General features: G+C 36.0%; 17 protein-coding genes and 1 riboswitch. Of the genes, 7 read left to right on the top strand and 10 right to left on the bottom strand.

The genetic code is table 11. The features are described from left to right. The first annotated feature begins 6 nt into the window (after nt 1–6). From A9G40_RS10890 to moaA, 3 genes are all read left to right on the top strand, one after another. Complete coding sequence (locus A9G40_RS10890; protein ID WP_065583054.1) at nt 7–993, top strand: putative type VI secretion system effector; 987 nt, start codon at nt 7–9, stop codon at nt 991–993. 217 nt (nt 994–1,210) lie between these two features. Then, nucleotides 1,211–1,417 carry a hypothetical protein gene (locus A9G40_RS14775; protein WP_141675252.1) on the top strand — a complete coding sequence of 69 codons (207 nt, stop codon included), beginning with the start codon at nt 1,211–1,213 and terminating at the stop codon, nt 1,415–1,417. 298 nt (nt 1,418–1,715) lie between these two features. After that, nucleotides 1,716–1,836, top strand: a riboswitch (molybdenum cofactor riboswitch). After that, a complete protein-coding gene (moaA, locus tag A9G40_RS10900; RefSeq protein ID WP_065583055.1) occupies nt 1,833–2,807 on the top strand; it encodes a GTP 3',8-cyclase MoaA in 975 nt (324 codons plus the stop codon). Its footprint overlaps the riboswitch before it by 4 nt. Here the strand turns inward: moaA and gluQRS are convergent. The 3 genes from gluQRS to folK all read right to left on the bottom strand — a co-directional run bounded on the left by gluQRS (nt 2,787) and on the right by folK (nt 4,795). Beyond that, nucleotides 2,787–3,680 (bottom strand): tRNA glutamyl-Q(34) synthetase GluQRS, encoded by an 894-nt coding sequence (gluQRS, locus tag A9G40_RS10905; protein WP_065583056.1) that lies wholly within the window; start codon nt 3,678–3,680, stop codon nt 2,787–2,789. The genes moaA and gluQRS overlap by 21 nt on opposite strands. Nucleotides 3,681–3,718: 38 nt before the next feature. Continuing rightward, entirely contained in the window at nt 3,719–4,174 is a 456-nt protein-coding gene (gene dksA / locus A9G40_RS10910; protein WP_065583057.1) for an RNA polymerase-binding protein DksA, read from the bottom strand. 135 nt (nt 4,175–4,309) lie between these two features. After that, nucleotides 4,310–4,795 (bottom strand): 2-amino-4-hydroxy-6-hydroxymethyldihydropteridine diphosphokinase, encoded by a 486-nt coding sequence (gene folK / locus A9G40_RS10915; RefSeq protein ID WP_065583058.1) that lies wholly within the window; start codon nt 4,793–4,795, stop codon nt 4,310–4,312. 213 nt (nt 4,796–5,008) lie between these two features. On the opposite strand from folK, the gene A9G40_RS10920 reads away from it, so the two are divergent. Beyond that, nucleotides 5,009–6,373, top strand: a complete 1,365-nt coding sequence (locus A9G40_RS10920) for an MmgE/PrpD family protein (RefSeq protein ID WP_141675253.1) — start codon at nt 5,009–5,011, stop codon at nt 6,371–6,373. Nucleotides 6,374–6,459: 86 nt separating this feature from the next. Here A9G40_RS10920 and A9G40_RS10925 read toward each other — a convergent pair whose 3' ends face one another. The 7 genes from A9G40_RS10925 to syd form a co-directional block, all read right to left on the bottom strand. Further along, entirely contained in the window at nt 6,460–7,212 is a 753-nt protein-coding gene (locus A9G40_RS10925) for an amino acid ABC transporter ATP-binding protein (protein WP_065583059.1), read from the bottom strand. A 10-nt stretch (nt 7,213–7,222) separates the two neighbouring features. After that, nucleotides 7,223–7,894, bottom strand: coding sequence for an amino acid ABC transporter permease (locus A9G40_RS10930; protein ID WP_065567406.1), 672 nt, complete (start codon nt 7,892–7,894; stop codon nt 7,223–7,225). Next, on the bottom strand, nt 7,891–8,673 hold the full coding sequence (locus A9G40_RS10935; RefSeq protein WP_065583060.1) for an amino acid ABC transporter substrate-binding protein: 783 nt from the start codon (nt 8,671–8,673) through the stop codon (nt 7,891–7,893). The genes A9G40_RS10930 and A9G40_RS10935 overlap by 4 nt, the downstream gene beginning before the upstream one ends. Then, the gene (locus A9G40_RS10940) at nt 8,670–9,194 is read right to left on the bottom strand and encodes a GNAT family N-acetyltransferase (RefSeq protein ID WP_065583061.1); all 525 of its coding nucleotides are present in this window, start codon (nt 9,192–9,194) and stop codon (nt 8,670–8,672) included. The genes A9G40_RS10935 and A9G40_RS10940 overlap by 4 nt, the downstream gene beginning before the upstream one ends. Continuing rightward, a complete protein-coding gene (gene purB / locus A9G40_RS10945) occupies nt 9,191–10,552 on the bottom strand; it encodes an adenylosuccinate lyase (RefSeq protein WP_065583100.1) in 1,362 nt (453 codons plus the stop codon). The genes A9G40_RS10940 and purB overlap by 4 nt, the downstream gene beginning before the upstream one ends. 343 nt (nt 10,553–10,895) lie before the next feature. Further along, entirely contained in the window at nt 10,896–12,071 is a 1,176-nt protein-coding gene (locus A9G40_RS10950; protein ID WP_065583062.1) for an amino acid aminotransferase, read from the bottom strand. Between the two features lie 129 nt (nt 12,072–12,200). Continuing rightward, entirely contained in the window at nt 12,201–12,734 is a 534-nt protein-coding gene (gene syd, locus A9G40_RS10955; RefSeq protein WP_065583063.1) for a SecY-interacting protein, read from the bottom strand. 714 nt (nt 12,735–13,448) lie between these two features. Here syd and rne point away from each other — a divergent pair. From rne to A9G40_RS10970, 3 genes are all read left to right on the top strand, one after another. Beyond that, a complete protein-coding gene (gene rne, locus A9G40_RS10960; protein WP_065583064.1) occupies nt 13,449–16,145 on the top strand; it encodes a ribonuclease E in 2,697 nt (898 codons plus the stop codon). 171 nt (nt 16,146–16,316) lie between these two features. Then, entirely contained in the window at nt 16,317–17,153 is an 837-nt protein-coding gene (locus tag A9G40_RS10965) for an ABC transporter permease subunit (protein ID WP_176700488.1), read from the top strand. Continuing rightward, complete coding sequence (locus tag A9G40_RS10970) at nt 17,146–18,006, top strand: ABC transporter permease subunit (protein ID WP_065583066.1); 861 nt, start codon at nt 17,146–17,148, stop codon at nt 18,004–18,006. Before A9G40_RS10965 ends, A9G40_RS10970 begins: the two co-directional genes overlap by 8 nt. Nucleotides 18,007–18,008 lie beyond the last annotated feature (2 nt).

Here is an 18,008-nt window from a genome sequence, read left to right on the forward strand (position 1 = left end):
AAAAATATGGAACAGAATATAGGCGATAGTCATTATTACCAAATCATTACTGGTTATATTACTGATCTAAAGATCTATGACACGCAAGAAAGTTATCTTAATGCTCGCAAACTAGCTGGACGGCCTGATATCAATGTATTAACAGTGGGGCATTTAGATTTAGTTTCTATGGCTAATCAAATGAGAATAAATTCAGCAAAAATCAAAAATATTGATTACGACACAGCCGATATTGAACAGTATTTTTGCTGCAAATTAGGTGATAAGGTGATTGAAGGCGCATTTTGTCGAATATTTTTTAATGAGGGCGACTACGTAGAGGTAGTTGTTGATCCACTAGCAGGTGGAACCTATTTTGCTTATGCATTACGCCGTCCTGCCGATAAGCTTTTATGGTTACATCCTTATGCAACAGAGGGAACAGAAGCTGGCAATAACAAGCTGCATATGCCTATTTTACCGCTTATTTTCCTTATTGGTGCTGGAGGGTTGGGGGTATTTATTATCTTTTATTTTGTAGTAATGGCCTTTTCTAAAAATGATTTTTCGCTACTTCTTATGGCTGCTATGGGATTACTCTTTCTTTTACCTGCTTATCTAGTCTTTTCTGCATTAAAAAAATCAAATTCCGGTTCTGCTATTGCTGATAAGATTTTTGCGACTTTGGGGTATAGTGATCCTAAAGCGTTTGATATTGAGAAAGAATATCATATTTTTAGTGACAAATTATTCGATTTATATAAACAGTATTGTGAAAATCACGAGGGATCTTCTATGATTGATGAAGATGCATATAATGAGTTTATTGATCATTATATACATCAGCAATCAGAAGATGATTCTCAGGACGATATATTACTAAAACAATATTTACGCCAGACAAAAAAAATAGACGGGATTCAATGGGCATTCTTTTATCTTAATACGCCAACTATTCCTAGCTATATTAACGTTATTCATACCGAAAATCACAACGACAGCCATGGACAATAATGGTTTTAGTTGTTGAGTGTTTTATTCAGCTCTGGAAACACAAACACGGGCAAAATCCCGTGTTTGTTGTTATTTGGTTTTATAGCAGTATACAATTTTCAAGCAATTTTTGCTCATCATTATAGCTCGAAAAAATTATACTTGCTGGGTTATCATCATATTTGAACGATACAATGCATTTAAATATGACTGTTTGACCTTTAGAACTATAAGATTTTTGACGTGTATCATAAATTTTGCCACTTTTTCCTTGATAGGGAAAAAGGTTGAATGGAAAGATAATTTTCCTGCCATAAATGATATTCGCCACCTAGAGGCTGTTCATAATGGTATGTGCCTATCCTTAGGGTTTCTTGTTTTTACTTGCTCATCGTTGATAGGTGAATGGCGCGCTGATTTAATTGCACGATTTATTGATAGTTAATTAGTTTTATATAAACACGCTGTTATTGAAAACATCTGCTATGCGACAACTTAAACACTATTCCTTGGTTTTTACCAGTTGTTGATCATAATCATATAATATGACCAATGAATTAAATAAACCGCATAAAATAGCATAAATTAACATAATGTAAATTTATTCATAACAAATAAAATATTAGGTATATATAAATATTTTGCTTATTAATACCTTGTCTATAAGTAAGCCTTTATTGTTGGGTACCTAGGTCGCTTGCAAAGGTTAATTTGTTCATAGTCAAAAAATAATGCCTATGTTAGACTGAGCCAAACTCTGAAGCTCTTTTACCTAAGTGATTTTTCATAAGGTGAATTAGCCGCGGTATAGCGCAGAAATGGCTATGCTTCCCGATTTGGATAAGGTGTTTAATGTATATATGCAATTAGTTGATTATTATCAGCGTCGATTTCAATATCTGCGTTTGTCGATTACTGAGCTGTGTAATTTCCAGTGTCAATATTGTTTACCTTATGGTTATCAATCCAAGAAAGGGCATAATTTTTTGTCACTCAGTGAAATTGATCATGTTGTGGCAACATTTACTGAACTTGGGGTAAGCAAAATTCGCTTAACGGGTGGCGAGCCGACTTTACGTCGTGATTTTGTGGATATTTTGTCGCTCATTTCTTCTTACTCTAGTGTTAAAGAGCTGGCCATTACCACTAATGGCTCACGTTTATTAAAAAATATTCATCACTGGCATCAAGCAGGTTTAAATGCAATTAATATTAGTATTGATAGCTTTTCTCCGCATTTATTTAAATTAATTACGGGTCAAGATAAACTTAAAGAATTAATGCAATGTGTCGAAAAATCGTTAGAAGTAGGTATTAAAAAAGTCAAAATTAATACGGTGTTAATGAAAAGCATGAACGATAATTTAGATGATTATTTGTCATGGATTAAAGATAAACCCGTAGAATTACGTTTTATTGAACTTATGGAAACAGGTGAAAGTAGCGATATATTTAATCGTTATCACTTGTCTGGTCATGTTATTGAGGCACAGTTAATTGCACAGGGTTGGCAGTTGCAACTCAAAAATCCACTATCAGGCCCAGCTAAAGTTTATGCTCATAGCGATTATCAAGGTAAAATTGGGCTAATTATGCCGTATTCAAAAGATTTTTGTAAAAGTTGTAATCGGTTGCGTGTATCATCAATTGGTAAATTGCATTATTGCTTATTTGGTGAGGCCGCGGTTGATTTGCGTGATTTACTTCAAAATTCAGCGCAAAAACAACAACTTATAACACGCATCTTTGCTTCGTTAAAAATAAAACCAGAAAAGCATTTATTACATGTGCATAATGTCGGTATGACTGGTAATTTATCTTATATTGGTGGGTAACTGGGTATTTTGTTTGGGTATTTTCGCAATTTGCCAATGCTGTATTGCCCAATCTAAAAGTTGCTGTTGTGTGGCATCTTGCCAGTCTTTTGGTAGGCATTGCCCTAAAAATTGCAGAGCGAGCGCCGTTAATGATTTGCTATTATTTAGCTCAATGGGCTTTGCATGGTTTTGTTTAGAAAGCTTATTGCCGTTGTTATCTAGTGCTAGTGGTAAATGGCAATAGCTTGGCAGAGAAAAGCCAAAAAGCTTATAGAGTGAAATTTGTTTAGCGGTAACAGGTAAAAGATCGGCTCCGCGCACAATTTCGGTAATTCCTTGTTTATGATCATCTAACACTACCACTAAGTTATATGCAAATAGACCATCTTTACGGTGAATAATGAAATCTTCTTGTGCACTAGCTGTTTCTACTGTTTGCAAGCCACGAATTTTATCTGTAAATTCAGAAATAGGGTGGTTTTGTTTTAGACGAATAGCCAACTGAGATTGGTTAATCTTTAAATGCCTATGGCGACAATAACCGTCATAATGCCCGTTAGGCAATTTTTGTACCCGTTGCCTTGTACAATCACAATAATAGGCCTGATGATGACTCAATAGCGATTGTAATACTGCTTGATAACGTTCGTGGCAAGCCGATTGATATAATACGTTATCATCCCAAAATAAATGAAATGTTTCTAAAGTCTTTAAAATGAGAGATGATGCGCCTTTAACTTCTCGTGGTGGGTCGATATCTTCAATACGAACTAGCCATTTGCCATGGCAAGATTTAGCCTGTAAATAGCTACCAAGCGCTGTCACCAATGAACCAAAATGTAATGGTCCTGATGGTGACGGGGCAAAACGACCAATATAACGCGTAGGCATATCGGGTTGAATGGTGGTGATAGTTAGGAACGTAGCAATTACTTGCCCATTTGTTTTTCGCGAAGTTCTGCAAGTGTTTTACAATCGATACATAAATCGGCCGTTGGTCTTGCTTCTAGGCGGCGAATCCCGATTTCCACACCACATGATTCACAATAACCGAAATCATCTATTTCGATTTTCTTTAATGTTTTTTCAATTTTTTTGATGAGCCTTCTTTCTCTGTCGCGTGCACGTAGTTCAAGACTGAACTCTTCTTCTTGCGTTGCTCGGTCAGCAGGATCTGGAAAGTTCGCCGCTTCGTCTTGCATGTGCGAAACGGTTTTACCCATTTCATCTTTTAGTTGTGCAAGCCAAGCTTCTAAAATAAGCTTAAAATGTTTCAATTGCTTAGGATTCATGTACTCCTCACCTTTTGCCTCTTTATAAGGCTCAAGCCCAGCAACTGAAAGCAGGCTAAGTGAAGATGTGTTTGCTTTTTGTTCTTTTTTCACAGCAATCCCCTTAAGTGCAGATTATTTAAAAGCGCTAAACTATAGCAATAATTCAGCCTTTGGCAAATTTTTTTTATCATTTTTTTGCTTAAAACTAAATAAAATAATACAACTATATGTTATTAATTAAGATAATTACTTATCCCATTTCGTTAGTTCATTTTTAGGGCATCGAGTTACTAAGTCATATAATTTATCGTTATCGGGTAGAATCAGTTCTGGGCTGATGTCAAATAGTGGATAGAGTACAAATTCTCTATTTTTCATATGGTAATGAGGGATAGTTAGCCTTTCACTGTTAATGACTAAATCATCATAAAGCAAAATATCTAAATCTAAGGTTCTTGCGCCCCAGCGGTTGTCTTTACGCACACGACCTTGCGCTTTTTCAATTGTTTGTAGCTCGTCAAGTAGTTCAATAGGGGATAAATTCGTTGTCAGTTTTATTACTGCATTCAGATAGTCATTCTGATTTTGTGGTCCAAGAGGTTTGCTTCGATAAAAAGGTGAAATATCCGCTATTTTTGTGTTTGGCAACTGTTTTAATGCAACAATTGCACGATTGGCTTGTGCTAATGGATCTTCAAGGTTGCTGCCTAAAGCAATATAACAAGTTGACATAGTTGCGCTAATTTTCGATTTCAATTGAATGAGGCTATTTTAGCATATAATGTAATAGGCAAACATGATTATATAAATAGATTAATACTTATTGTTTCTGGCTTCGAGTTATTAAAATTTAATCATATCATCTTTAGCTTATTATTTATTGTTCACTATTTTACTTGTGGTAAAGTAAACCCAATTATCAAATCGCTATTGCATTTATTGAGAATGAAAATGAATTTAGGGCAACAATTAAGTTTTTTAATAAAAAACACACCAATAATTCGTGATCCCCAAGTTATTAATTGTGCGATTAATGGGGTAACAGATTATTTTGCTTGTAGTTTGCAAGCTTGCCATGAAGATGACGTTCAGAAATTGCTAGCGTGGGTAGCAGATGAGGGGGGAAATGCTAGAGCGTGGTTAATCGGCCAAAAGAAGTTAGTTACCGCAAGGCAAGCAGCACTTTTTAATGGCTTTCAAGCGCATTGTTTAGATTATGATGATGTACATTCAGATGTTCGAGGGCATCCTTCATCGGTCATTTTGTCGGCACTTATTGCCAGCGTTCGATTAGATAATGTTAAGCAAAAGATTGATGGGCGGCGTTTTTTGACTGCTTATGTTATTGGTGTTGAGGTGATGGCTCGCTTAGGTAAAAGCGTTAATCCTGAGCATTACGAAAAAGGTTGGCATGCAACCATTACTTTGGGGGGGATCGCGGCAACGGCTGCGATTTGTTACCTTTATGATGAACCGTTTTTATCGCAAGCTTTAGCTTTGTCAGCAACTCAAGCTTCGGGGATGCGTTTGTTAATGGGCACGCCAATTAAGTTTTTGCATGCAGGCTTAGCCGCTCAACATGCCATTCAGTCCGTTGAATGGTTAAGAGTTGGTATAGATGCCGATCAGAATTTTTTAGACGATAAATTAGGTTTTTTGGCTATTTATGGGCAAGGTAATACACATTTTGATTTAAGTCATTGGGGGGATGTTTGGAAGATTGTTGAACCTGGTTTATGGTTTAAAAATTATTCTTATTGTTCAGCGGCGGCTTATGTTGCCGATGCGGGGCAATTATTATATAAAGATCCTGATTTTAATCTTGATAATGTTAGTGATATTACGATTTATTTTGTGCCATCAAATAGCGATGCAGCATTGATATATAAAATACCTTCATTAGCGCAACAAGGGCGTTTTTCGGCTGAATATATTTTGGCTTTAACCTTGTTAGGATTACCGCTAAGTTTCGAGCAGTTTTCTTCAAAACCTATTCCTTATGAAATCAAACAGTTGATGCAAAAGATGACGCGCAGTTATCAAATACAGCTTGCGCCACATCCTGATGCTTATAATGGACGTTATGTGATTATTGATATTGGTCTCAAAAACGGTAAAAAAATAAGCCAACGTGTTGATATTCCTAAAGGCTCACCTAAAAATCCATATAGCCAGAGTGAGATGTCGTTAAAGTTACTTTCCGCAGTTAAAGATAAATCGAAAACAGCACGGTTATTAACAGATATTCAGCAACTGGCAACAGGTTTGGATCTTCGCCAATTTTTATTATCTTATTCTTTTACGCTTTAATTTTCATATGTTAATCAGCAAGGCAATTTAATCACTAGTACAATTTAATCATCAATACAATGAGTTAAAGTCGTTGTGGCTATTGTTCAAATTTCGAAGTCAATTTCATCTGTTAGCTGGCGTAAAAAACGTTGTGTAATTTTATGTTGTGGGTTGTCTATGACTGATTTTGCTGGTCCTTCTTCCACAATCACGCCATCAGCCATAAAGATAACGCGGTCTGCAACGTACTTGGCAAATTCCATTTCGTGCGTCACGATAATCATAGAGGTTCGTTCTTTTGCCAGCTGTAGCATGACTTGTAAAACTTCGTGTACTCGTTCAGGATCGAGCGCAGAAGTGGGCTCATCAAATAATAGTACTTTGGGTTTGACTGCCAGTGCTCTTGCAATCGCGATGCGCTGTTGCTGGCCACCAGATAAGGTAATGGGATATTGTTTGGCATAAGGTAACATACCAACGCGCTTTAATAATGATAAGCCGAGTTTTTCCACTTCTTTTTTATCTATCTTTTGCCCAACAATAAGCGGGTAGGTAATATTTTCTAACGCTGTTTTATTTTTAAATAAATTGTAGTGTTGAAAGACCATTGCTGATTGTTTGCGTAAATTGGCTTCTTCTTTATGACTATAATGTTTCGCATCAAGCCTTGCTGAGCCAATTTGAATTGTGCCATTATTCGGTTTTTCTAATAAATTTAAACAACGTAATAAGGTGGATTTGCCAGATCCTGAAGGACCAATAATCGCAACTACTTCACCTTGCTTGATATTTAAGTTGATTTCTTTTAAAACTTCATTATTAGCAAAACGTTTAGATAAATGCGATACTGTAATCATAACATTCTCCTTAACGATGATATGGCGCAGAAAGTTTTTGTTCTAACTGTTTTTGTATCCATGAATAAATAACAACAGTAAGCCAGTAAATAATGCCAACAGCTAAATAGGTTTCAAAGTAGAGAAAAGAATTAGCGGTTAACATTTTTCCTGCTGCTAATAGCTCTTGAACGCCAACAAAAAAGGCGACAGAGGAATCTTTAAGTAATGATATAAACATGTTTCCTGTGTTTGGTAAGGCATTAATCATGGCTTGCGGAAGAATAATGCCTCTGTAGACTTGCATTTTACTTAACCCAACCGTTAGCCCCGCTTCTTTCTGCCCGTGATCAACTGACTCTAAGCTTGCTCTAAAAATTTCGGCTAAATAGGATGAGTACTTTAAGCTGAAACAGATAATTGCAGCGGTAGTTGCGCCCATTTGTTTTAAAATAGGAAAAATTTGCGGTAGACCATAATAAATAATAAAGAGTAAAACAACAGATGGTATGCCACGAAACAGTGAAATAAATAGTGCAAAAATAGAATCGATAATGATTATTTTGTTGTTGCGTAATAGCGCAATGGCTAGCCCTAATATAATGGCAATCGTAATCGATACAATGGTAATAAAAAGTGTAACGGGCAGATAAGGTAAGATCTGCGGAAATACACTTAAGAAATAATTTACATTAAAATTCATGATGTAATATCTTCACCAAAATATTTAATTGAAAGATTTTTCAATGTACCATTGGCACGTAGCTTTTCGATGGCTTGATTGAATTTTTCACGTAGCGCTTGACCTTTTTCGTCTTTACTAAATGGGAAAGCAACCTGCTCAATAGTAATTGGCTCTCCAACTAATTTGAACGGTAGATTTTTACGTTTAATTTCAGCAAGTAAAATAGGTTTAGAATTGACATAACCATCAACCCGTTGGTATTCCGTATCATACATTGCGCCATCACGGGTTTCGTAGGTTTTGATAGTTACGTTGTTATTAGGGAAAGCTTTTTTTAGGTTATTAATATGATTCGATCCTAGCACACCAGCAATAGTTTTATTTTTAAAATCAGATAGCTTATTAATATCTTTGTTATCTTTATGGGTTACAATCTGGCTACCGTAAAAGCTATAGGTGTTGGAAAAGTCATATTTATCTTGACGGGCTGGTGTTATGGCAACCGCATTTGCAACGGTATCTAAGCGCCCTGAATCAAATTGCCCCATTAAACCGCCAAATTCAGCAATCACCCATTCGACTTGATAACCTAGTTCTTGAGCAATGGCTTGAGTTACTTCAACATCAAATCCCACTAATTTGTCATCTTGTTTATAACCATTTGGATAGCTTTGTCCTGTAGATCCAACTTTAATGATATTTTGCTTTGTTACTTGGTCGTTGGATTTATTATCACAACCAATTAAGGCTAGACTGGTTAATAAAATAGCGGATAATAACGTACTTATTTTTTTCATGCTTTATTACTCCTTTGTTTCCATTGGGTATAGCTTTTATGGTTTAAGATTTTTTCAAAATAGAAGGTCGTATGATCGGGCGTTAAATCTGCTTGCCCTATTTTTTTATAACCTTTATTTATATAAGTTTGTACAAGCCATGGATGATTTGCTGCGGTACCTAAAGTCACCGCAGGTAATTTGAGTTGATTAATCAGGATTTGCTGTTCAACAAAGTTCCATAATGTATTTCCATACCCTTTACCTTTATATTGAGGATCGGTTGCAAACCAACCTAAATGCGGTAACCCATAAGGTCCAGGATTATTTCCCCATGGAAAGCGAATACTTAACGTGGATAGTAGCTGTCCCTCTTTCTCAAATAGATACACCGCATTAGATTCAATATGCTCAGCAATTTGTGATTGATTGGCGGTTGCAGCTGCAAAATGAATGCCTAATTTAGTCGTGGCATGATAAGCACGATGTAATAGTGTTTGATAAGCTGGAATGTCATTATGAGTCATTAAGCGAAAACTCATGCTAACACTCCACAATGCTCAGCATATTTAATCACTTGTTCTACTTTTTCAGGAGCAGAGCCGAGATAGTTAATAGGATCAAGCCAAGCATCAAGTTCAGATTCGGTAAACTCGTTGTTCAAGTTTGGATCTTCTAATAGGATGTCTTTAAATGGTCGATTTTGTTCAAATGCTTTCATTGCACTTTGGTAAACTAAATGGTGCGCAGTCTGTTTGCCTAATCGTTTACCTATTTCAAACATGACTTTTTCAGACAGCAGTAAGCCATTTTGTAGTTGTAAATTAGTTATCATGCGATCAGCGTTAACTTTTAGACCTTTTAGTACAGTTAATGCGATTTGTAATTGGGCTGAAATATAAAGGTTTATTTCAGGTAGTGCTATCCACTCTGCTCGCCAGCTCATGGCATCACGCTCATGTTCAACTTTCATTGATTCATGAATTAGCGCAACACTTTTTAAAAGTGGCGCCGTTAGGCTGGCTAATCCTTCTAATGCTGCTGGATTGCGTTTATGTGGCATGGTTGTTGATCCAATTTTTCCTTCAGAAAAAGGCTCTTCGATTTCGTTAATTTCGGTACGCATTAAGTTGTAAAATTCATTTCCAATTTTTCCTAATGTGCCACTGATTAGTGCTATTACCGATGAGTATTCAGAAAAACGGTCTCGTGCCGCTTGCCAGCCAATGTTAGGGGTATTAAGTCCGAGTAAAGTTAAAGCGCGTGATTCAACTTGTGGTCCTAATTTGCCTATTGATGCATAAGTGCAAATTGCTCCACTAATATTGCCGACTAATACCCGTTGTTTGATTTCGGTTAAACGTTGTAAGTGTCGAATAAATTCATCTAGCCACACCGCAAGTTTAAATCCAAAAGTTGTAGGTAGTGCTTGCATGCCATGAGTTCGCCCAACCATAGGTAAATATTGGTATTGTTTGGCTAAACGTTTTAGCTCAAGTGCCACCAGTTTAGTGTCTCGCTCAATGACAGTAAAAGACTGTTTTAATTGTAAAACGGTTGCTGTGTCGACAATATCTTGTGTGGTTGCACCGTAATGGATATATTGGCCTGCCTCGCCAACTTGTTTTTGTAGTGCATTAATTGTCGACATTAATGAGTGTTTCGCTTTTGCTGCTTCTTCAGCAATTTGATCAATTGATAGTTTTGAAGCATCGGCATTAGCAATGATTGAGTTGGCCGCTTCAATTGGAATAACACCTAGCTCGCCTTCAGCTTTGGCTAAAGCAACTTCGACATCCACTTGCCTTTTCAAGCGATTTGTTTCCGACCAAATGGAACGCATTTCACTAGTGCCGAAGTTATTTCCCAAAATTAAAAAATCCAAAACATGTGACGCCACGACATTACCCTTAATCATTGTTATTACGTTATTAAGCAATTATTAGTAATTATTGAGTTATCGTCTAATAATCAGTTTGTATATAGATATAACTAAATAGAATAAATGCATGAAATAGTTTATAAGAAAGCGGTTTTTTGCGCTAAATAACGCTAGTTTATTAAGCTATGTTTCGTATAAAAACAATCAAAAACTTCAATAAAATCAATGGGTTTTCTGAATGATTTTTAAAGGTAGGATGATGTTGAATTTAAACGAATAAATAGAAACACTCACCATTGGAGTGCTTCTAGTGTTATGGTATAAAAAGTCGTGTTAATAATCTATTTGCTTATTAGCGGTATTAAAGCACTTCTACAATGGATTCACAAAGCCTAGACATGTTATCTAATGTCATCCCTGCTACATTAATCCGTCCTGAATTAACAATGTATATGCCATAATCGTCACGCAATTTAAGTACTTGTTCTTCATTTAAACCACTGAACGAGAACATACCATTTTGTTTAGCAATAAAACTAAAATCTTGATTTGCCCCTTTGTCTTGCAGTGTTTTGACAAATAATTGACGCATGCGGTGAATGCGTTGACGCATATTAGTTAGTTCGTCAATCCATTCTTCTTTTAATTCCTCATTATTTAAAATATAAGAAACAATTTTAGCGCCATGTGCCGGTGGGTTAGAATAATTGGCTCGAATAATGGTTTTGACTTGGCTAAAGGCGCGCTCGGCAATTTCAGTATTTGCGGCAATGAGCGTGAAGGCTCCAACGCGCTCGTTATATAAGCCGAAATTTTTAGAATATGAGCTAGCAATAAGGAGTTCAGGGTGATGATTAGCAAATAATCGTAGTCCATAGACGTCTTCTTCTATACCTTGCCCCAAGCCTTGATAAGCTAAGTCAAATAGGGGTAACCAACCATTTTTTATGGCTAAATCTGAGATGGCTTGCCACTGTTCTGGTGTTGGATCGATGCCTGTTGGGTTATGACAGCAACCGTGGAATAATACTGCTTCGCCAGCGGCAACTTGGTTTAAGCTATTTATCAGGGCATCAAAGTCAAGTGTGTGTGTTTGTGCATTGTAATAATGGTATTCGCGCACTTCAAGGCCAGCAGTTTGAAATACACTACGATGATTGGGCCAAGTCGGATTGCTGACCCAAACACGTTTTACTTTGGTTCGGCGAGCTAAAAAATCTGCCATTATACGTAAAGCGCCAGTACCGCCCGGTGCTTGTGCTGTTCTTGCTCGTTCGTTTTCAGATCCAAAAAGCAAAATTTGCGTTACAGTATTGAATGCTTTAATACCATCAATAGGTGAGTAGCTTTTGGTGGTTTCGTCATTTAATAAAAAATGTTCCGCTTTTTTTACACTTTCTAAAATAGGTGTTTGGGTTGTTTCGTCTTTATAAACACCGACACTTAAATTAATTTTATTGGTGCGTTCATCTCTATTATAAAGATCGGCCAGTCCTAAAATAGGATCTGCCGGCGCTGCTGTTAAATATTCAAACATAATTCACCTATCTGATCTAATGACATTTAACGCATTATATACACATTATTTTATAAGATACAATTTTGATAGCATTTACGATTGCTATTGATATAGACATATATTGCGCTATTGTTGAGCGGTATTAGCTTAACAAGTAACAATTAGTTTACTTAAAAAAGTGGTTAAATCATGAGCTAGAATGGTGAATTGACCTGTAATTAGATCTTCTTTTACCACTTCGCCAGTTAAATTATTTATTGCAATAATTTCGGTATTTTCATCTGTTGATGCGATAAAAGTAGTTGGTGTTCGTTTTAATTTTTTTTGTTGGGATAAATGGGCTATTAAATTTTGCTCTAAATTGGAAAAATCATCATCATTCCATGCTTGGATTAAGGTTAAGTGGATGTTATGCAATTTAGCCGTCATATTGGCTGCATATTGTGTACCATAGAATATATGTGCGTTAGGATGTAAAGTAATGCCAACAATTTGCTCAGCAATAGCAAGATCTCTTGGTGGCTTTAATAAAAAGGGTTGCCAAAATACGGTGAGATTTTCAGTTTTTAAAATACAAGGCGAAGGTATAGCATGCAGTTCTTCACTTTGCGGTGCGTAACTGAATTGGTTAACCCAGCGAGCGGTAAAATTAAGCAAGGCGATTTTATCGGTGGTGTTCATAAACAACCCTATTTGGTATTTAAATTATTATCTAATTATACTAATTAAGTTTTGTTATGCATAATTGCTTCAATGTTTTATTTTTTGTTAAATGTTTAATTAATTAATAAAACAAAAAAGTGTAAAGAAGTTTTGGTGAACAATACGTTTCAGTATAAAAAGTTAAGGAAATCAAATTAATTATTTATAATGAGGTAACATAGTTAAAAATAAGCAAAAAATAAATCTTTAACTGTTTATAAAATAGCGAATTTAATTTTCTTGCTATCCTTGGCTGAAACGTTAATAATAGTGGCGGGTAGTTTTATCCTTGTAATGCAGCAATGGCGTTAGACATTACAGTTTGTCAAAATAAAATAGCGTAAGTAGAATCATTATAATGAGATAATATGTTTATTTTAAACAATTGCAGAAAGATTAAGTTTGTTTGCTAAAACCAGTGAAATATTCAGGTTTGCAAATTAACCATATTGATAGCGTCAATAAATTATATACTTAGCATTTTACAAAGCGTTGTGTCTGGTGCGCTATGTTGATGCTGTGTAAGCGGTATCGGGTTCACATAAAATAATAACAAAAATAACATAAATAAAATAATGAATGCCGTATACAAATATTTAGTTAAGTACCATTATTCATCATTGTTAAAATAATCACTTATCAATAATAAGATTCTACCTACAGTTAATTAAGATTAATGAAGAGTGTAGAATAATGAAAAGAATGCTAATCAACGCAACCCAGCAAGAAGAGTTGCGTGTTGCGCTTGTTGATGGCCAACGCTTGTATGATTTAGATATCGAAAGCCTTGGACATGAACAAAAAAAAGCGAATATTTATAAAGGTAAAATCACTAAAATTAACCCAAGTTTAGAAGCTGCGTTCGTTTCTTATGGTGGTGAGCGCGATGGGTTTTTACCTTTAAAAGAGATTGCTGAAAGTTATTTCCCATCTAATATTTCAGGTCGTCGTAGTATAAAACATCTGCAAGAAGGACAAGAAGTCCTTATCCAAATTGAAAAAGAGATTCGCGGTAAAAAAGGCGCCGCTTTAACAACTTATATTAGCTTAGCAGGTAGCTATTTAGTCTTGATGCCTAATGATCCTCGTGCTGGTGGTGTGTCGCGCCGTATTGAGGGTGAGGAACGAGCTGATTTAAAACGTATTATTGATGCCATCGAAAAACCTAGAGGTATGGGGGTAATAGCTCGAACTGCGGGTGTTGGAAAAAGCCAAGAAGAGCTACAACAAGATTTAGATGCATTGGTTAACTATTGGACGGCAATCCAGAATGAAGCTAAAAAGCATCAAGCACCCAGTTTAATTCACAAAGAAAGCGATATTATCACGCGAGCATTTCGTGATTATTTACGCGATGATGTGGGCGATATTTTAATTGATAATCCTAAAGTACTTGAAATTGCTAAAAAACGGTTAGTCGATTTAGGGCGAGTTGAGTACGTGAGCCGCTTAAAGCTTTATGAGGGAGATGTGCCACTATTTAATCATTTCCAAATTGAAGGTCAGATTGAGTCGGCATTCCAACGTGAAGTTCGCTTGCCTTCTGGTGGTTCAATTGTGATTGATGCGACAGAAGCGCTTACAGCTATCGATATTAACTCAGCTAAATCAATCCGTGGTAGTGATATTGAAGAAACTGCATTTAATACTAATCTTGAGGCGGCTGAAGAAATCGCTCGTCAGTTACGTTTACGTGACTTAGGTGGTTTGATTGTTATCGACTTTATTGATATGACACCTGTTCGTAATCAGCGTGAGGTGGAAAATCGCCTGAAAGAAGCAATGAAGACTGATCGTGCTCGTATCCAAACAACCCGCATTTCACGCTTTGGTTTGCTAGAAATGTCTCGTCAACGATTAAGTCCTTCATTACGCGAAGCAACTCATCATATTTGCCCACGTTGTCAAGGAACAGGCACAGTTCGTGATAGTAACTCATTGTCTTTATCTATCCTTCGGTTAATTCAAGAAGAGGCGATGAAAGATAATACTGTACAAATTGATGTTATTGTTCCAGTACCAATAGCCAGTTATTTACTCAACGAAAAACGTCGTGCTATTACTAATATTGAAAGAATGCACCCTGATGTCAAAATTGTGATTGCTGGTGATGAAGAGATGGAAACGCCTCTTTATAAAGTGATTCGCAAACGCGTGGGTGAAGAGACTGATGTGCTAAGCTATAATCTTCCAAAATTGATTCGTGAGCTTGAAGAAGAGGAAGATGAGCAACAAGCTGTTGAAGTTATTGTTGAGCAAGCTGTATTATCAGGTCCCAAAGTTGAGGCATGTGTCGCACCAAAAGAAAAGACTGAGTCAAAAGCTAAAAAATCAGGTAGCCTATTTAGTGGGTTATTTGGTAAATTGCGTAAACTGTTTGTCACAGAAAAAGTGGAAATTCAGCCAGAGGTTAAGCCGAAAGCGACCAAAAAGCGAGATCAACGTTCAAACAATCGACGTCAACGTAATAACCGAAATAATAGCTTGGCTGGTAACACGAATACCGTTGCAGCAAGTTCTGCTGAAGATGGCAAACCGTCGAGTAGAAATAATAATCGCAGAGCTAAACAAAATAGTAATGCAAATGCTAACCTTTCAAACTCAGCCAATCATTTTAAAGCTGATAAAACCTCGGATGAGGTGGTACCCCCAAAACAGCGTGAGGTTAGACCAAGGCGCCAGCAACGTGCATTAACGAAAAGTGTTCGTATAAAAAATGTTGATATAGCCAGACAAATTGAACAAGAAAGAGTCGTTATTCCTTCTTTATTGTTGCCAATTATTGTTTCTGAATCAGCACAATACAATAATATTGCATCGGAATCTCAACCGAAGCGTCAGCGCCGTACTTCACGGCATTTACGCATGAATGGGCAACGGAATAAGCGCCGAGTTCGTAATATAGAGCTAAAACAGTCACCAATGCCGCTTCCATTTGCAGCAGCATCATTAGAATTAGCATTAGGTCGAGTGGCTGTTGATTACAGCCAAATAGCAAATGATGCGCAAAATATTGTAGTACCTGTTATCCCTTCGCTCTTACTTCCTGTTATTGTAAAAAATGAAGAGGAAGTAAATCATGTTGATAGCGTTATTATGGATGCGCAGCCAAAAAGTTCTTTATTTGCAAAAACTCAAGAGCATTTGAAAGATAGTCAGAAAAATAGTAATCATAATGATTTGGTAATTAATGATTCACCATCAACAGGCTATTCTTCTTCAGCGATGACTAGAGCACCTGCGCCACAATATGCGGCTTGCGATGTTGAAATAAAATCGCGTGAAGAATCAAATTATCATTTTGAGGGTAAAGGTCATGCTGGTGGTTTAAGCGCACAAAATCATGCTTATGCTGCAGCAAGTAAACCGGTGATACCGGATAATCAATAAGTAAATTAAAGCACGGTGAGCTATTTTTATGCCACCGTGTTTTATTTACTCAAATAGCAATAAAGATAAATAATGATTATCTATATTTTCAAAAAAATAGTAACCTGTTTATTTATTATCTGCGTATTGGCTCAGATTAGTTTTTGTTTAGTTTATTTTGCCCCCCATTCAATGTTTAATTTTAACAATCTAAGTTTTGCCGATAGTTATTGCGCTTTTTTTAAACAGTTATTGCAAGGGCAATTTAGATTGTTAACGGGTGAAACTGTGCCGTTTTTTCACACCTTATTGGCTACATTTGAACTTTGTATTCTCGCTTTATTCGTGGCTTTATTTATTGGGTTACCTTTGGGGATCTTTCTTGGTCTTAGTCATATTAATTGGCTAAATAATATGATTCGTTTGGGATCTTTATTATTGTATTCTTGCCCTATCGTTATGTTGGTTGTTGTCGTCATGTATTGGTTATCACCAACTTGGTCGGTATCGATGAATTTTGATGTGTCACCAGTAGTCGCTGGCACTTCGTTATTGGATATTTTTGGCGCATCAAAAACTTTTAAATGGCACGTATTATTTGAGCAACTGCACTATTTGTTTTTGCCTATCATTATTTTAGCCATTCAACCGTGCATTATGACTATTCAATTAGTCAGTCAAAATGTGAAAAGTATATCGCGCCAGAATTTTATAAAAATGGCGATTATTCGTGAGCGATCGCCATTTAAAGTTTTGCGTCGACACTTGTTGCCTAATTCAATCCCGGCGACCATTCCTCAGTTGACATATAATACAACTACACTGTTATTTTCAACTATGGTAATTGAAATTTTGTTTAATCGAATAGGATTAGGGCAATGGGTGATGATCGCGTATCGTCATCACAATTATTTTATTATATCTATTGCAATTCTAGCTTGTGGTTCTGTCATTAGTTTATTAACGTTATTAGGTGAAATTTTGGCAGTTGCTATTTACCCTTTGCGTCATAAGGAACATTATGTTTAGACTAGCTAGATTACTTAAAAATATAAAATTAAGCTTTAATCGCTTACATAGTAATCTTTACTTAATTGTTGGTTTTTACGGGATATTAGCGATCGCATTTATAGCATTATCTACCAAATGGTTTTTTCATGCCCATTTAAATCCTATCTATCCCTCTTGGTTACCGCCTGCTTGGTGGCCCAATGGCGATATCAATCATATATTAGGCACGAATGCTAAAGGGCAAGATATTTTTGATTATTTGTTAATTGGTTATCGTTCGACTATGTCAATGACATTGAAAGTAGTATTTTATGTGGTTGCTGTTGGTGGATTAATTAATTACTTAATGTTTTTTATATCATTTATACGATCTTTCGTATTATTTATTTTTAAATTTTGTATGGTCGTACCGCCACTACTTGGTGTGATTGTAATTAGCTTATTATTAGAAGATGATATTACTAATATGTTATTAGTGATTGGATTATCGTACAGTCCTCGCTTTATTTACAATATTCATCAACGCGCTATCAACGAGTGGAATAAAACGTATATTACGGCTTACAGGCTTGACGGATTATCTTCATTTTCAATCTTAAATCATTATATTATACCTAACATTTTACCTGTTTATTTTACTGAAATTGTTTCACTATTTTCTTCAATTCTTTTAGCTATTACCACTATAACTTTTTTAGGCTTTGCTAATGATGTTTCCCGTCCAGATTTGGGAATGATGATGTTTCAAATGAAAGATATCATTGCAACCAATTATTTGGCCTTTTTATCTCCAGGTATTGCGGTTTCAACAACAATTATTTTGGTTTATTTATTCAACTTTGGATTGTATGGTCGCCGAGCAGGACATTAACG

It is taken from the genome of Gilliamella sp. Nev3-1 (assembly GCF_001690435.1).
Taxonomy (GTDB): domain Bacteria; phylum Pseudomonadota; class Gammaproteobacteria; order Enterobacterales; family Orbaceae; genus Gilliamella; species Gilliamella apicola_C.

What these genes read in the sequence shown, in the direction of transcription:
- A9G40_RS10965 (WP_176700488.1), top strand. Translation starts at nt 16,317, where the DNA reads ATGTTTAATTTTAACAATCTAAGTTTTGCCGATAGTTATTGCGCTTTT.
- folK (WP_065583058.1), bottom strand. Translation starts at nt 4,795, where the DNA reads ATGTCAACTTGTTATATTGCTTTAGGCAGCAACCTTGAAGATCCATTA.
- A9G40_RS10950 (WP_065583062.1), bottom strand. Translation starts at nt 12,071, where the DNA reads ATGTTTGAATATTTAACAGCAGCGCCGGCAGATCCTATTTTAGGACTG.
- A9G40_RS10920 (WP_141675253.1), top strand. Translation starts at nt 5,009, where the DNA reads ATGAAAATGAATTTAGGGCAACAATTAAGTTTTTTAATAAAAAACACA.
- A9G40_RS10925 (WP_065583059.1), bottom strand. Translation starts at nt 7,212, where the DNA reads ATGATTACAGTATCGCATTTATCTAAACGTTTTGCTAATAATGAAGTT.
- A9G40_RS10890 (WP_065583054.1), top strand. Translation starts at nt 7, where the DNA reads ATGGAACAGAATATAGGCGATAGTCATTATTACCAAATCATTACTGGT.
- syd (WP_065583063.1), bottom strand. Translation starts at nt 12,734, where the DNA reads ATGAACACCACCGATAAAATCGCCTTGCTTAATTTTACCGCTCGCTGG.
- gluQRS (WP_065583056.1), bottom strand. Translation starts at nt 3,680, where the DNA reads ATGCCTACGCGTTATATTGGTCGTTTTGCCCCGTCACCATCAGGACCA.
- A9G40_RS10940 (WP_065583061.1), bottom strand. Translation starts at nt 9,194, where the DNA reads ATGAGTTTTCGCTTAATGACTCATAATGACATTCCAGCTTATCAAACA.
- A9G40_RS10935 (WP_065583060.1), bottom strand. Translation starts at nt 8,673, where the DNA reads ATGAAAAAAATAAGTACGTTATTATCCGCTATTTTATTAACCAGTCTA.
- A9G40_RS10970 (WP_065583066.1), top strand. Translation starts at nt 17,146, where the DNA reads ATGTTTAGACTAGCTAGATTACTTAAAAATATAAAATTAAGCTTTAAT.
- rne (WP_065583064.1), top strand. Translation starts at nt 13,449, where the DNA reads ATGAAAAGAATGCTAATCAACGCAACCCAGCAAGAAGAGTTGCGTGTT.
- A9G40_RS10930 (WP_065567406.1), bottom strand. Translation starts at nt 7,894, where the DNA reads ATGAATTTTAATGTAAATTATTTCTTAAGTGTATTTCCGCAGATCTTA.
- moaA (WP_065583055.1), top strand. Translation starts at nt 1,833, where the DNA reads ATGCAATTAGTTGATTATTATCAGCGTCGATTTCAATATCTGCGTTTG.